General features: G+C 66.3%; 13 protein-coding genes. All 13 read left to right on the top strand.

Features of this window, described 5'->3' with window-relative positions; genetic code table 11:
* Nucleotides 1-194 precede the first annotated feature (194 nt).
* The 13 genes from OIU93_RS01570 (at nt 195) to OIU93_RS01510 (ending at nt 14746) form a co-directional block, all read left to right on the top strand.
* On the top strand, nt 195-1289 hold the full coding sequence (locus OIU93_RS01570; protein WP_264268290.1) for a BMP family protein: 1095 nt from the start codon (nt 195-197) through the stop codon (nt 1287-1289).
* A gap of 208 nt (nt 1290-1497) precedes the next feature.
* Nucleotides 1498-3054, top strand: coding sequence for an ABC transporter ATP-binding protein (locus OIU93_RS01565; RefSeq protein WP_264268289.1), 1557 nt, complete (start codon nt 1498-1500; stop codon nt 3052-3054).
* Between the two features lie 35 nt (nt 3055-3089).
* Complete coding sequence (locus OIU93_RS01560; protein WP_264268614.1) at nt 3090-4313, top strand: ABC transporter permease; 1224 nt, start codon at nt 3090-3092, stop codon at nt 4311-4313.
* Entirely contained in the window at nt 4310-5593 is a 1284-nt protein-coding gene (locus tag OIU93_RS01555; RefSeq protein ID WP_264268288.1) for an ABC transporter permease, read from the top strand. The genes OIU93_RS01560 and OIU93_RS01555 overlap by 4 nt, the downstream gene beginning before the upstream one ends.
* Before the next feature lie 14 nt (nt 5594-5607).
* The gene (locus OIU93_RS01550; protein WP_264268287.1) at nt 5608-6024 is read left to right on the top strand and encodes a cytidine deaminase; all 417 of its coding nucleotides are present in this window, start codon (nt 5608-5610) and stop codon (nt 6022-6024) included.
* A gap of 49 nt (nt 6025-6073) precedes the next feature.
* Nucleotides 6074-7387 carry a thymidine phosphorylase gene (locus OIU93_RS01545; RefSeq protein ID WP_264268286.1) on the top strand — a complete coding sequence of 438 codons (1314 nt, stop codon included), beginning with the start codon at nt 6074-6076 and terminating at the stop codon, nt 7385-7387.
* 190 nt (nt 7388-7577) lie between these two features.
* Nucleotides 7578-8300, top strand: coding sequence for a DedA family protein (locus OIU93_RS01540; protein ID WP_264268285.1), 723 nt, complete (start codon nt 7578-7580; stop codon nt 8298-8300).
* Nucleotides 8301-8399: 99 nt separating this feature from the next.
* Nucleotides 8400-9593, top strand: a complete 1194-nt coding sequence (locus tag OIU93_RS01535; protein WP_264268613.1) for an adenosine deaminase — start codon at nt 8400-8402, stop codon at nt 9591-9593.
* A 290-nt stretch (nt 9594-9883) separates the two neighbouring features.
* Nucleotides 9884-10603 carry a MazG nucleotide pyrophosphohydrolase domain-containing protein gene (locus tag OIU93_RS01530; protein WP_264268284.1) on the top strand — a complete coding sequence of 240 codons (720 nt, stop codon included), beginning with the start codon at nt 9884-9886 and terminating at the stop codon, nt 10601-10603.
* Nucleotides 10604-10703: 100 nt separating this feature from the next.
* A complete protein-coding gene (gene eno / locus OIU93_RS01525) occupies nt 10704-11984 on the top strand; it encodes a phosphopyruvate hydratase (RefSeq protein ID WP_264268283.1) in 1281 nt (426 codons plus the stop codon).
* Between the two features lie 142 nt (nt 11985-12126).
* Nucleotides 12127-13020, top strand: a complete 894-nt coding sequence (locus OIU93_RS01520; protein WP_264268282.1) for a septum formation initiator family protein — start codon at nt 12127-12129, stop codon at nt 13018-13020.
* Nucleotides 13021-13073: 53 nt separating this feature from the next.
* Nucleotides 13074-13793, top strand: a complete 720-nt coding sequence (locus OIU93_RS01515) for a DUF501 domain-containing protein (RefSeq protein ID WP_264268281.1) — start codon at nt 13074-13076, stop codon at nt 13791-13793.
* Nucleotides 13790-14746: a Ppx/GppA phosphatase family protein gene (locus OIU93_RS01510; RefSeq protein WP_264268280.1), complete on the top strand. Its 957-nt coding sequence runs from the start codon at nt 13790-13792 to the stop codon at nt 14744-14746. Before OIU93_RS01515 ends, OIU93_RS01510 begins: the two co-directional genes overlap by 4 nt.
* Nucleotides 14747-14808: the final 62 nt, after the last annotated feature.

Here is a 14808-nt window from a genome sequence, read left to right as displayed (position 1 = left end):
CGTTCCTTCCGAACGCGTCCTGCCCCACAATCGTGGGGGGCCCGGGTCGTCGTGGGAAGCAGTGGATTCATGCCGGCGCGGCAAGTTGCCGGCGGCAGTGCCCCACCAATCGTGGGCATGGATTCTTTGCCGGGTAGCCCCCGGGAATCCGGGCCACGGTACTTGTAGCTCGTAACTATATGGAGGAACTCCCTATGCGCAACATCAAGCGCAAGACCGGTATGGCTGCTGCCGTGCTCGGCATTTCTGCACTCGTCCTGACGGCCTGTGGCGCTGCCCCCGAGGAAGGCAACGGCGGCCCGGACGCGTCATCGGACTACCTGGGCTGCATCGTTTCCGACTCCGGCGGATTCGACGACCAGTCCTTCAACGAATCTTCCTTCCGCGGCCTGAGCAAGGCCGCTGAGACGCTGGGCTTCACGCCGAAGACCGCCGAGTCCAAGGCCAACTCCGACTTCGCCACCAACCTCAACGGCATGATGGGGGCGGGCTGCAACCTCACCATCACGGTTGGCTTCCTGCTCGGCGATGCCACCAAGGCAGCTGCCGAGGCCAACCCCGACAAGCACTTCGCCATCGTCGACTTCGCCTACGACGAGCCGATCGAAAACGTGAAGCCGATTATTTACGACACGGCCCAGGCTGCCTACCTGGCCGGCTACGTGGCTGCGGCCCAGTCCAAGACCGGAACCGTCGCCACCTTCGGCGGCATCAAGATCCCGACCGTGACCATCTTCATGGACGGATTTGCCGACGGCGTCGACAAGTTCAACGCCGACAAGAACGAGAACGTGAAGCTGCTGGGCTGGGACAAGGACAAGCAGGACGGCACCTTCACCGGCGACTTCGAGAAGCAGGACAAGGGCAAGCAGGTCACCAAGAACTTCCTCGACCAGGGCGCCGACATCGTCATGCCCGTGGCAGGCCCGGTCGGCAAGGGCGCCGGTGCGGCCGTGAAGGAAGCCAACGCAGCGGGCAAGGACGCCCTGCTGGTGTGGGTCGACTCCGACGGCTACCTCACCGCACCGGACTACAAGGACATCATGCTGACCTCGGTCATCAAGACCATGGACACCGCGGTGGAGCAGGTCATCACCGAGGACCAGGCCGGCACCTTCGATTCTGAGGCATACGTGGGCACCCTGGAGAACACCGGCGTCGCGCTGGCTCCGTTCCACGACTTCGACTCCGAGGTCTCCGCCGAGACCAAGGCCGAGCTCGAGGCCCTGAAGGCCGGAATCATCGACGGTTCGATCAAGGTCGAATCGCAGGCCAGCCCGAAGGCCTAGCACCCCGCATATCCGGCGGGTTCCGGACACCGCACCACACGGCGCGCTGCCTGCCCCCTTGCACCTCCCGCAACACGTGGAGGTGGCAGTGGGGGCTGGCGGTGCGCCGTTGGCCTGCATAGTCTTGGAACCAGCTGGCACGGGCAATGCGGAGGGATGGCCCCATTGGGGCCACCACCGCTATCTGACAAGCAAGAATGGTGGTGTCGTGAAACTCGAACTCCAAGGAATTTCAAAGGCTTTTGGATCGTTCTACGCCAACGAGGACATCGACCTCGTCGTCGACGAAGGGCAGATCCACTGCCTGCTCGGCGAAAACGGTGCCGGCAAGTCGACGTTGATGAACGTGCTCTACGGCCTCTACGAACCGACGGCCGGACGCATCCTGGTGGACGGCAAACCGGTGACCTTCCGCGGCCCCGGCGATGCCATGGCCGCGGGCATCGGCATGGTGCACCAGCACTTCATGCTGGTCCCTGTCTTCACCGTGGCCGAAAACGTCGCCCTGGGGGCAGAGTCCACCAAGGGCGGCGGCTTCCTTGACCTGGAGGTCACCCGGAAAAAGATCCGGGAAATTTCCGACAAATACGGATTCCACGTCGACCCCGACGCGCTGGTCGAGGACCTGCCGGTGGGCGTGCAGCAGCGCGTGGAGATCATCAAGGCCCTGGTGCGCAACGCCGAGGTGCTGATCCTCGACGAGCCCACGGCCGTGCTGACCCCGCAGGAAACGGACGAGCTGCTGGACATCATGCGCCAGCTCAAGGCCAACGGCACCTCCATCGTCTTCATCTCGCACAAGCTGCGCGAGGTCAAGGCCGTCTCGGACGTCATCACCGTGATCCGCCGCGGCCGCGTCGTGGGCGATGCCGCACCGGATGCCGAGACCACCGAGCTGGCCTCGATGATGGTCGGCCGCGAGGTCAAGCTCACCATGGACAAGGACCCGGCCAACCCGGGCGAGGCGACCTTCAAGGTCAAGAACCTCACCGTCACCTCCATCACCGGCCAACACGTGGTCGATGACCTGAGCTTCGAGATCCGCCGCGGCGAGATTCTGGCCATCGCCGGGGTCCAGGGCAACGGACAAACCGAACTCACCGAGGCGATCCTTGGCATCCAGGACCGGGTCTCCGGCTCCATCACCCTGGAGGGCAAGGAACTGCTGGGTCGCAGCGTCAAGCAGGTCCTGGGCGCGGGCATCGGCTTCGTTCCCGAGGACCGCACCGCCGATGGGTTGGTTTCGGATTTCAGCATTGCCGAAAACCTGGTCCTGGACCTCTACGACAAGGCACCCTTCGCTAAGGGCATCTCGATGCGCCCGGCCCAGGTCGCGAAGAATGCGGCGTCCCGGGTCGCCGAGTTCGATGTGCGCACCCCATCGGCCGAGAACCTGGCTTCCTCCCTCTCGGGCGGCAACCAGCAAAAGGTCGTGATGGCCCGCGAGCTCTCCCGCCCGCTGCGTCTTTTCATCGCCTCCCAGCCCACCCGCGGTGTCGACGTGGGCTCCATCGAATTCCTGCACCGGCGCATCCTTGCCGAACGCGACGGCGGCACCCCGGTGATGATCGTGTCCACCGAACTCGACGAGGTGCTCCAGCTCGCCGACCGCATCGCCGTGATCTACAAGGGCAGGCTCATCGGCATCGTGGATGCGGACACCCCGCGAGATGTCCTGGGCCTGATGATGGCCGGCGTCTCGCCGACCGAAGCCGAAAGCGCCCACAAGGATTCCCCCGACGACATGGAAGGAGACTTCGCGTGAGCCAGAGCGAACTTTCCCCCGGCAGCCCTCCACCGCTGCACGCCAAAACCACCGAAGAGAAGCAGCGCAGCACCTGGGAGCGAATCACCCAGGGCCCGGGCCTCGTCTCGATCCTGGCGGTCATCGTGGCACTGGTGCTCGGCGGGCTGCTGATTGCCGTTACCGACCCCAAGGTCGCCACCACCGCCGGCTACCTCTTCTCGCGTCCCTCGGACTTTTTCCAGGCGTTGTGGGCGGCGGGAACCGACTCCTACGTCTCGCTCTTCCAGGGCTCGATCTACAATTCGCGCCAGGGCTTTGCTCCCTTCCTGGAAACCCTCACGGTTTCCACCCCGCTGATCTGCGCCGGCCTGGGCGTTGCCTTGGCGTTCCGCGCCGGGCTGTTCAACATCGGTGCCCAGGGCCAGATCATCATTGGTTCCGTCATGGCCTCCTATGCAGGTTTTGCCTGGCACCTGCCCTTCGGCCTGCACCTGCTGTTGGTGATCCTCATGGGCATCCTCGGCGGAGCGGTCTGGGGCGGTCTGGTGGGCCTGCTCAAGGCACGCACCGGTGCCCACGAAGTGATCCTCACGATCATGTTCAACTACGTGGCCCTGTACTTCCTTGACTTCCTGCTGAACACCGAGGCCTTCCAGCGCCCGGGGGAGACCAACCCGATTTCCCCCATCCTGGATCCCAGCGCCGTCTTCCCGGCGCTGCCCGGATCCCGCCTGCACCTGGGCTTCGTCATGGCCATCGCCTTGACAGTCCTGGTTGCCTGGATCCTGAAGCGCTCCACCATCGGCTTCGAGTTCCGCGCCGTGGGAGCCAATGCCGCTGCCGCTCGCACCGCCGGGGTCAACGTCGCGCGTTCCACCATCCTGGTGATGGCCATCGCCGGTGCCCTGGCCGGGGCCGCGGGCGTGGCCCAGGTGGCGGGCACCGAAAAGGTGCTCACCGCCGGCATCGCCGCATCCCTGGGCTTTGACGCGATCACGGTGGCGCTGCTGGGGCGCTCCACCCCGTGGGGCACCTTCTTTGCCGGCCTGCTCTTCGGCGCCTTCCGTGCCGGGGCGGTGACCATGCAGATTTCCACCGGGACCCCCATCGACATCGTCCTGGTGGTCCAGTCGCTGATCGTGCTCTTCATTGCCGCACCGCCCCTGGTTCGCGCCATGTTCGGGCTGAACCGCAAGTCGAAGCACCAGACACCGAAGAAACCCAGGCACGAGGCGCCAGCGCCCGCTGCACCTGCCAGCCAAGGAGGTGGCGCATGAGCGCGCCGGCCCCAACCCTGTCCGCCAAGTCCCTGGTGCATGCGCCGGTGGGCTGGAAGACCCCCATCATGCTCTCGGTCATCGGACTACTCTCACTGGTGTTCTTCGGCTTCGGCGGCTCCGCGCAAACCGCCACCTTCGGGATCTCCACCGGCGGCGACGTGTTCACCCTGCCAAACGTGGTGGTCCCTGGCATTGCCACCGGAATCGTGCTGGGCCTGGCCATGTGCGTGCTGGCCGGGTACTCGATCTTCATGACGCGCGAGCACCGACCCACCCCGGGCTGGGTGCCCATGGTCTTCGCGGCGCTGTTCATCTTCGCGTTCCTGGTCTGGGTCGTCTCCGGCGCCCGCACCCCGCAGATCTCCCTGGCCGGGCTGATTGCAGGGTCGGTGACCCTGGCGGTGCCATTGGTCTTCGGTTCGCTTTCCGGGGTCCTGTGTGAGCGCGCCGGCGTGGTCAACATCGCCATCGAGGGCCAGCTGCTCGGCGGCGCCTTCAGCGCCGCGATCATCGCCTCGGTGACGGGCAGCCCCTTGCTCGGCCTGCTCGCCGCAGCGGTGGCAGGCGCCCTGGTCTCGGTGGTGCTGGCCATCTTCTCCATCAAGTACGTGGTCAATCAGATCATCGTCGGCGTGGTGCTCAATGTGCTGGTCTCGGGCATTACCGGGTTCCTGTTCACCACCGTGATGCAGACCGACCCGGAACTCTACAACTCCCCGGGCCGCCTGACGGTCATCGAGATCCCCGTGCTCTCGGCCATCCCGATCATCGGCCCGATCCTTTTCCGCCAGTCCATCGTGGGCTACCTGATGTACATCGCCGTGGCGGCGGTGTGGATCGGGCTCTTCAAGACCCGCTGGGGGCTGCGCGTGCGCGCCGTGGGCGAACACCCCAAGGCCGCAGACACCCTGGGCATCAAGGTCAACGCCACGCGTTTCGTCAACGTGATCATGGGCGGGGCGATCGCCGGCATCGGCGGTTCCTTCTTCACGCTGGTGGCCATCGACTCCTTCACCAAGGAAATCTCCGGCGGGCGCGGCTTCATCGCCCTGGCCGCGGTGATCTTCGGACGCTGGAACCCCATCGGGGCCTTCTTCGCCGCACTGCTCTTCGGCTTCGCCGACAATCTGCAGTCGATCCTCACCATCATCGGCACCCCGGTGCCCAGCCAGTTCATGGCGATGCTGCCCTACGTGGTCACGGTCTTTGCCGTGGCCGGCCTGGTCGGCAAGTCACGGGCACCGGCTGCCACCGGCCAGCCCTACGTGAAGGGCTAGGGAGGGGGGAAACGATGATTGATTCCCCCGCTGCCCTGCCCGTGGTGGGCCAGGCCGATTGGGAGGCCCTGCGGCTGGCCGCCGTCGCCGCCATGGAACGGGCCTACGCGCCGTACTCGAACTTCAAGGTCGGCGCCGCGGCGCTGACCGAGGACGGGCGCATCGTCTCGGGCTGCAACGTGGAAAACGCCGCCTACGGGGTCACCTTGTGCGCCGAATGCAATATGGTCGGCGAACTCTTTGCCACCGGCGGCGGCAAGCTGCATGCCTTCTACTGCGTGGATGCCTCCGGCACCCCGCTGATGCCCTGCGGGCGCTGCCGGCAGCTGCTCTTCGAGCACAGCGGGGAGCGGATGCAGTTGATGACCCCGCGCGGCATCCAGACCATGGACCAGGTGCTGCCGGACGCTTTCGGCAAGCACAACCTCTAGGCCGCGAACCCCGCACCCGCGGGGCCGGCGTCCGGATCAAGGAAGACAGATGAGCACCGAGAACTTTGACGCCGTTGACATCATCCGCATTAAGCGCGACCGCGGCACCCTGTCCGGGGAGCAGATCGACTGGACCATCGACGCCTACACCCGCGGGGTGATCGCCGAGGAACAGATGGCGGCGCTGAACATGGCGATCCTGCTCAACGGCATGGACAGGGCGGAGATCTCCCGCTGGACCACCGCGATGATCAACTCGGGGCAGCGCATGGACTTCTCCACGCTCCGCACCCCCGCCGGACTGGCGATGGCCACCACGGATAAGCACTCCACCGGCGGGGTGGGGGACAAGATCACCCTGCCGCTGGCACCGCTCGTAGCCGTTTTCGGCGTTGCCGTCCCGCAACTCTCGGGCCGCGGGCTGGGGCACACCGGCGGCACCCTGGACAAGCTCGAGGCGATTTCCGGGTGGCGGGCCGAGCTGGACAACGAGGCCATGATGCGCCAGCTCTCGGAGATCGGCGCGGTGATCTGCGCCGCCGGCGCTTCCCTGGCCCCGGCGGACAAGAAGCTCTACGCGCTGCGTGACGTCACCGGCACCGTCGAGTCGATCCCGCTGATTGCCTCCTCGATCATGAGCAAGAAGATCGCCGAGGGCACAGGGGCGCTGGTGCTGGACGTGAAGGTGGGATCCGGAGCGTTCATGAAGAACCTCGCCGACGCCCGGGAACTTGCCGCCACCATGGTGAACCTGGGCACCGACGCCGGGGTGCACACCGTGGCGCTGCTGACCAACATGGACACCCCGCTGGGGCTCACCGCCGGCAATGCGATCGAGGTCGAGGAATCCATCGAGGTGCTCTCCGGGGGCGGGCCCGCCGACGTGGTGGAGCTGACCCTCGCGCTCGCCACCGAGATGCTTGCCGGGGCGGGTGTCCGCGACGTGGATGTCGCGGCTGCGCTGAAGGACGGCAGGGCGATGGACAAGTGGCGCGCCATGATCGCCGCGCAGGGCGGGGACAACGACGCGCCGTTGCCGGTGGCGAAGGAGTCGGAGACCCTCTACGCGCAAGCAGACGGCTTCCTCACCTCACTCGACGCGATGGATGTGGGAGTTGCCGCCTGGCGCCTGGGCGCCGGACGGGCCCGCCGCCAGGACCCGGTGCAGGCCGGAGCCGGCGTGCGCCTGCATGCCAAGCCAGGCGACCTCGTGCGCCGGGGTGCCCCGCTGGCCACCATGCTCACCGACACCCCCGAACGCTTCGAGCGCGCCCGCGCCCTGCTCGAGGGAGCGGCAACCATCGCACCGGCCGGAAGCCGTCCGGACATGGCACTGGTCATCGACAGGATCACCGCTTCCTGAGGCGTCCCCGTCCCGGGGGCGCATGGTCCGAACGGACGATGCGCGGAACCCAGTATTCAACCCGGGGAATGATTCACGTGGCCGGTGAAATGCGGGAGAATGGGAGCCAAGTGGTTCTTGGGGCCACGAGTTGCCGCGCCTTGGGGTTTCCAGCGGTGCGCCGCCAATGCAAATGAAAGACGGTTTCCCAGTGGACCTGATCAACGAGGCCATCGTTCACGCGGCAAACGCGTGGTGGATCCTGCCGATCGTTTGCCTCTTCTGCTTCATCGACGGCTTCCTGCCCATCCTTCCCTCGGAGACGCTGCTCGTCGCCCTGGGCGTCGTGGCTGCAGGCACCGGAATCCCCAACGTCTACCTGTTGATCCTTGCCGGGGCAGTGGGGGCGATCACCGGGGACCAGATGGCCTACCTGCTGGGCAGGCGCATCGGCACCGAGCGGTTCAGCTGGATGAGGCGCCCGCGCATGCAGAAGCTCTTTGCCTTTGCCCGCCGCGAACTGAACATGCGCGGGGCCATGCTGATCTTCACCGCCCGCTACGTTCCCATTGGCAGGGTGGTGGTGAACCTCAGTTCCGGAGCGACCGGCTTCTCGCACCGGCGCTTCACCGTGCTGGATGTCGCCGGGTGTTTGACCTGGTCCAGCTATTCGGTGGCCATCGGCGTGGTTGCCGGTGCCTGGTTCCACGACAACCAGCTGCTGGGGATCGTCCTCTCTGTCGCCCTGGCCATCGTCATGGGCTACCTGATCGACAAGCTCTCCCACGCCATCCTGGTGCGGACCGGGCGCCGCATTTCCGAACGTCAAAAGCGCGGTGCCAATGCCCAGGCAATCGCCATCGATGCGCCCCGTCCGGTGCGCGTTCCCGGGCAGGAACCGGAGCCCGAACCAATGGCGTCGGACGGCAACTAGAACTCCTTGGAAGCGTTGGGTGAACATTTGCCCCCACGTCACCTGCACCCACTGTTGGAACCTGCGGCACACCGCTAGGCTGGGCAGGTGACTGACGAGATGATCCACATTGCCTATGACCCTTCCTTCGACTTCCGGGCCCTGCCCAAGGTATCGCTGCACGACCACCTCGACGGGGGCTTGCGTCCGCAAACCATCATCGAGCTGGCGGCAGAGGCCGGCCACGCGCTTCCCTCCACCAACGCAGAGGAGCTCGGAGCCTGGTTCCGGGCCTCGGCCGACTCCGGTTCGCTGGATCGCTACCTGGAAACCTTTGACCACACCATTGCCGTGATGCAGACCAAGGACGCGCTCAAGCGCGTGGCCATCGAATTCGTCGAGGACCTCGTCGCCGACGGCGTGGTCTACGGCGAGGTGCGCTGGGCACCCGAACAGCACCAGCGCGAGGGCCTGTCCCTGGACGACGCCGTCGAGGCCGTGCAGGCGGGAATCGAGGATGCCAGCACCCGGCTGACCGAGGCAGGCACCCCGATCCAGGTCGGCCAGATTCTCACCGCCATGCGCCACGCCGACCGCGGCGTCGAAATCGCCGAACTCGCACTGCGCCACCGCAGCCGCGGCGTCGTCGGCTTCGACATCGCCGGTGCCGAGGAAGGCTTCCCGCCCTCGCGGATGAAGAAGGCGTTCGACCTGTTGGCCGAAAACTTCTTCCCCGCCACCGTGCATGCAGGAGAGGCAGCGGGCCTGGAATCCATCCGCGACGCACTGATCACCGGACGTGCACAGCGTCTGGGCCACGGCGTGCGCATTGCCGAGGACATCGAGATCCAGTACGGCGGACTCGACGACGACGGCGAGGAAGTCGGTGAGGACACCGGCCTGGTGAACCTGGGCCCGGTGGCCAACTGGGTGCGCGACCGTGGCATTGCCCTGGAAATCTGCCCGTCCTCCAACCTGCAGACCGGCGCCACCGCAGCATTTGGCGAGGGCATCGAGTCCCACCCGGTGGACCTGCTGATCCAGACCGGCTTCAACGTCACCATCTCCCCGGACAACCGGCTGATGAGCGGCACCACCCTCTCGGACGAGTTCGAACTGCTCGTCGAGGCCTTCGACTACGACCTCGAGGACCTGATGGACCTCACGCTGAACGCCGCCGAGGCAGCCTTCCTTCCCTTGGAGGAGCGCGAGGCCCTGGTCGACTTCATCAATGAGGCCTACGACGCGCTCAACGACGAAGACGACGACGATGACCTCGAGTACGAGGACCTTGACGACGAGGACGAAGACTAAGGGAGAACCCCACGCGGGGTCCGGCAGCGGCCGGACCCCGCCACCGAACGCCGGTGCATCAATGCTCGTCTTGGAGCATTGATGCACCGGTCTTGGCGTTTAAGGCTTCAATCGGACATTCGCCTTCGTGGCGCGGATGTGACCGACACCGGTTCCTGCCGCGCGAAGGGGGTACCCGGGATTCGGATATCGTTGGATGCGGGCAACGCCGCCCAGGGGTCTTACACGCACCGTGCCGTCGCCGGCACCGGTTGCACCGGGCCCTTCGCCGACCAGGGGGAGAAGCAGCAGTGAGTGAGCAGGTCGACCGTCTCGTCGAGATCATTTCCCAACTTCGCGAGCACTGCGCCTGGACCGCGGCGCTGACCCACGAGTCGCTGGTCCAATACCTGCTCGAGGAGTCCTACGAACTCACCGAGGCCATCGAGACCCACGCACCGGATGCCGAACTCGAGGCCGAGCTTGGCGACATCCTTCTTCAGGTAGTCCTTCATGCGGCCATCGGGGAGGAACGACGGGCCTTCGACCTGGACTCGGTCGCGGCCTACCTGGGCGCCAAGATGATCCGCCGCAACACCCACGTCTTCAACCCCGACGGCAGCCTCAAGGACAGTTTTCCGGAGTCGATTGCCGAGATCATCGACTCGTGGGACCGCGCGAAGCGGGCGGAAAAGCCGCTGAACGAATCGGCCGCCGCGGGCCTGCCCTCCAACCTGCCGGCGCTGCTCTACGCCCAGTCATTTCTCTCCCGCACCGCCCGCCACGCCGCGATCACCGAAACCCGGGACGAACCCGTAGCGGTGGGGAAGCGGGACATCCAGGATTCTGTCCGCTTGGGGGAACCGCTGCGAGGCGGCGTCCCGGAAAGCGAACAGGAATTGGGCGAGCACCTGCTCGCCCTGTGCGCCCAGGCCCAGACCCAAGGGCTCGACGCCGAACGGGCCCTGCGCAACGTCGTGCAACAGCGCATTGCGCAGGCCGGGGCCGAAACGCAGGAAACAACTTCGTGAACTGGGTCTCGCCCAAGCTAGGCTAGGGGCAGGCAACGGCGCCTGCATGATGCAGTTCACGTTTGACCAACATCCACACCCCTTGAAGGAGTACCTTCCCATGGCATTGATTGAAGCCATTCACGCCCGCGAAATCCTCGATTCGCGCGGCAACCCAACCGTTGAGGTTGAGGTTTTGCTGTCCGACGGCTCGATGGGCCGCGCAGCAGTTCCTTCCGGTGCATCCACAGGTGCCTTTGAGGCAGCAGAGCGCCGCGACGAGGACCCCAAGCGTTACCAGGGCAAGGGTGTTCTCGGCGCCGTCGCAGCGGTCATCGAGGACATCGGCGAGGCCATCGAGGGCATGGATGCCACCGACCAGCGCGCCATCGACCTGACGATGATCGACCTGGACGGCACGTCCAACAAGTCCAAGCTGGGCGCCAACGCCATCCTGGGCGTCTCGCTGGCAGTGGCCAACGCCGCCGCCGAGTCCGCGAACCTGCCGCTGTACAAGTACCTGGGCGGCCCGAACGCCCACGTGCTGCCGGTTCCGCTGATGAACATCCTCAACGGCGGCTCGCACGCCGACTCCGATGTCGACATCCAGGAATTCATGATCGCCCCGATCGGCGCCGCAACCTTCTCCGAGGGCCTGCGTTGGGGCGTTGAGGTCTACCACAACCTCAAGTCCGTGCTCAAGGAAAAGGGCCTGTCCACCGGCCTGGGCGACGAGGGCGGCTTCGCCCCGAACCTGCCGTCAAACCGTGCGGCACTGGAACTGATCACCGAGGCCATCACCCGCGCCGGGTACGCCCCGGGCACGGACATTGCCCTGGCGCTGGACGTTGCCTCCTCCGAGTTCTTCGAGAACGGCACCTACCAGTTCGAGGGCAAGTCGATCACCGCGCAGGAGATGAGCGACTACTACGCCCAGCTGGTTGCCGACTTCCCGCTGGTGTCCATCGAGGACCCGCTGGACGAGGACGACTGGGAAGGCTGGAAGACCCTCACCGACGCCATCGGCGACAAGGTCCAGCTGGTGGGCGACGACCTGTTCGTCACCAACCCGGAGCGCCTGTCCCGCGGCATCGAGACGGCCACCGCCAACTCGCTGCTGGTGAAGGTCAACCAGATCGGTTCGCTGACCGAGACCCTGGACGCGGTGTCCATGGCCCAGCGTGCCGGCTACACCACCATCACCTCGCACCGCTCGGGTGAGACCGAAGACACCACGATCGCCGACATCTGCGTTGCCACCAATGCCGGCCAGATCAAGACCGGTGCCCCGGCCCGCTCGGAGCGCGTTGCCAAGTACAACCAGCTGCTGCGCATTGAGGAAGAACTCGGCGATGCGGCGGTTTACGCCGGTGCCGGTGCCTTCCCGCGTTTCGGTGCATAGCAAGCCGTAATTACACGTAGGCTCGTGGGGGAACTATTCTTGGTTCCCCCACGAGTTTTTGTGTTAACCCCCGAAAGCTCGCCACCACGAACCTTCCGGGGCCATCTAAAAAGGGCTCCGGCATTACCGGGCAAGGAGTCAGATGGCCACGCGACGTCCCCCCATGCCACGCTCCGGGTCCTCCGCCAATGACCCCGCGCGCAATGGCACAGCGAATTCCCGCCACGACGCCGATTCGCAGGCACCCGACGAAGCGCCCAAGCGACCGCGCCCCTACCGCGAATCCCCGCCCGAAGCCGCTCCCGCGGCACACCGCACCGCGGCCCCGCGCGGACCTGTGCGCCCCGCGGCACCGCGCCCCAAGGTCGTGCCGCTGGGTGAGGTGAACGCCTCGGGCAAGCCCGTGCCCGGCACCGCCAAGCCAAAGCCTGCCGCCTCCAAGGCAAGCACAGCAAAGGCTTCGCCTTCCAAGGCCTCACCCAAGTCCAAGGCGAACGCCAGCGGCAGCGCGAAGCCCAAGCCCACGTCCAAGGCCACCGCCTCGCAGCGGCGCATCGAAGACCGGAATCTCCTTTCCGGAGCGGTGCGCAAGGGTGAAACGGCAGCACGCAAAACCCCGCGCAAGGGCGATGACGGGCCCAAGGTGCCGATTCCGGCGCGCAGCTTTTCGGGCCGCCTGTTGGCCCTGAGCATTGCGCTTTCGGTGTTCGCCGTCCTGCTGATCCCCAGCATTGGCACCTATGCGCGCCAGCGCGACGAAATTTCGGACCTGCGCACCTCGATCGCGGCCATGGAAGCGGAACAGGAAGCGCTCAAGGACCAGATCGCCCGCTGGGACGATCCGCTGTACATCAAGCAGCAGGCCCGGGACCGGATAAACTTGGTCATGCCCGGCGAACGCAACTACATGGTCGTCGGCGAACGGCCCGACGAAGAAGCTCCCGGCGAGGCCAACCAAAGCCCCGAGGAAGTCCGCACGGACCTTCCCTGGGTCGATGCACTCTTTGACTCGGTGCAGCGCGCCGCCACCGACTGAGCCTGCTCCACACACACCACCTGACCCACCGACGCGAGGAGATGCTCCCAACCGTGGACGCCGCGAACCAAAACCACGAAGCACTCGATGCTGCCGCCCGGGTGCCCAGCGCCGCAGACCTGGAGACGCTTTCCCGCCAACTGAACCGCCCGGTGCGCGATGTCGTGGAAATCGGCGCGCGCTGCGTCTGCGGGAACCCGCTGGTGGCCACCACCGCGCCGCGGCTGTCCTCGGGCATCCCGTTCCCGACTACGTACTACCTGACCCACCCGGTGATCACCGCCGCGGTGTCGCGCCTCGAGGCCGGCGGCGTGATGAATGAGATGAACGCCGAACTGGAGCAGGACCCGGCGCTGGCCGCCGCCTACGTCCAGGCCCACGAACACTACCTTGCCGTGCGCGACGCCATTGGCGAGCGCTCCGGGACCGGCGCGGTGCCGGAAATCGCCGGCGTCTCCGCCGGCGGCATGCCCACCCGCGTCAAGTGCCTGCACGTGCTGGTCGGCCACTCGCTGGCCGCCGGCCCGGGCGTGAACCCGCTGGGGGACAGGGCACTGGAAGCCATCGCCGAATGGTGGACCAAGGACACCTGCCGTTGCGCCGGAGCCTGGGACACGCAGGCCCCGGCGCCGAGCCAGGACCGCTCGCGGCACGTGAAGACCCAGGCCGTGGACCCGGCCATCAAGAAGGCCGAACGCGCAGCCGCCCGTGCCGCCCGCGAGGCCGCCGCAAACGATGGTTCCGCCGACACGAAGGAAGCCCCGGGAGCATGACACGCGTCGCCGCCATCGACTGCGGAACCAACTCCATCCGCCTGCTCATTGCCGACCTGGTGGAAACCCCCAATGGCCCGTCGCTCACCGACGTGCTGCGCCAGATGCGCGTGGTGCGCCTGGGCCAAGACGTCGACGCCACCGGCGAATTTGCGCCAGAGGCACTGACGCGCACCTTCGCCGCCATCGACGAATACGCGCAGCTGATCCGCGAACACGGGGCCACCTCGATCCGCTTCGTTGCCACCTCCGCGACGCGGGATGCGAAGAACAGGAACGAATTTGCCGACGGCGTGCGTCAGCGACTGGGCGTCGACCCGGAGGTCGTGCCCGGCGAGGTCGAGGCTGCGCTGTCCTATGCCGGTGCCTCCTCCGTGGCACCGGCAGCCCCCGGAACCCACATCCTGGTCGTTGACCTGGGTGGGGGATCCACCGAGTTCGTCCTGGGCAACGGGCTTGGCCCGGTGGCCTCGCGCAGCATGGACATGGGTTGCGTCAGGCTGACCGAGCGGTTCTGGCGCCTGGAAAAGCCGACAGCCGAATCAATCGCAGCTGCCCGCGCCCAGGTCAACGCGGTGCTCGACGAGGTCCAACTAGACGTCGACTTTTCGCTGGTGGACCGGATCGTGGGCGTCGCCGGAACCATCACCACGCTCACCGCCGCCGCGCTGGGCCTGGACAAATATGACTCGACACTCATCCACGGTGCCGAGGTCGACATCGACAAACTCGAATCCACCGTCGCGTTCATGCTCGAGGCTGAACGGGAAACCCGCGCTTCACTTGGGTTCATGCACCCGGGTCGGGTGGACGTCATTGCCGCGGGGGCACTCATCTACGGATGCATCCTGGAACGCGTCGCGCAGGCGAGCTCGGGACGGATCACCACCGCCACGGCCTCTGAACACGATATTCTTGACGGAATTGCCCTGGGGCTTGGCACCGGCCACTGAGAACCACCGCCGGACCCCCCTGAACGCACCACGCTAGGAGAACACTTGAGCCACAGACCGCG

The sequence above is a fragment of the Paeniglutamicibacter sp. ZC-3 genome (assembly GCF_025847175.2).
Taxonomy (GTDB): Bacteria; Actinomycetota; Actinomycetes; order Actinomycetales; family Micrococcaceae; genus Paeniglutamicibacter; species Paeniglutamicibacter sulfureus.
Note: the sequence above shows the minus strand (reverse complement) of the source record. Positions and strands in the feature narration are given on the sequence as shown.

Coding starts and splice junctions, on each gene's coding strand:
- OIU93_RS01570 (WP_264268290.1), top strand. CDS start 195: ATGCGCAACATCAAGCGCAAGACCGGTATGGCTGCTGCCGTGCTCGGC.
- OIU93_RS01550 (WP_264268287.1), top strand. CDS start 5,608: ATGATTGATTCCCCCGCTGCCCTGCCCGTGGTGGGCCAGGCCGATTGG.
- OIU93_RS01520 (WP_264268282.1), top strand. CDS start 12,127: ATGGCCACGCGACGTCCCCCCATGCCACGCTCCGGGTCCTCCGCCAAT.
- eno (WP_264268283.1), top strand. CDS start 10,704: ATGGCATTGATTGAAGCCATTCACGCCCGCGAAATCCTCGATTCGCGC.
- OIU93_RS01535 (WP_264268613.1), top strand. CDS start 8,400: ATGATCCACATTGCCTATGACCCTTCCTTCGACTTCCGGGCCCTGCCC.
- OIU93_RS01510 (WP_264268280.1), top strand. CDS start 13,790: ATGACACGCGTCGCCGCCATCGACTGCGGAACCAACTCCATCCGCCTG.
- OIU93_RS01555 (WP_264268288.1), top strand. CDS start 4,310: ATGAGCGCGCCGGCCCCAACCCTGTCCGCCAAGTCCCTGGTGCATGCG.
- OIU93_RS01545 (WP_264268286.1), top strand. CDS start 6,074: ATGAGCACCGAGAACTTTGACGCCGTTGACATCATCCGCATTAAGCGC.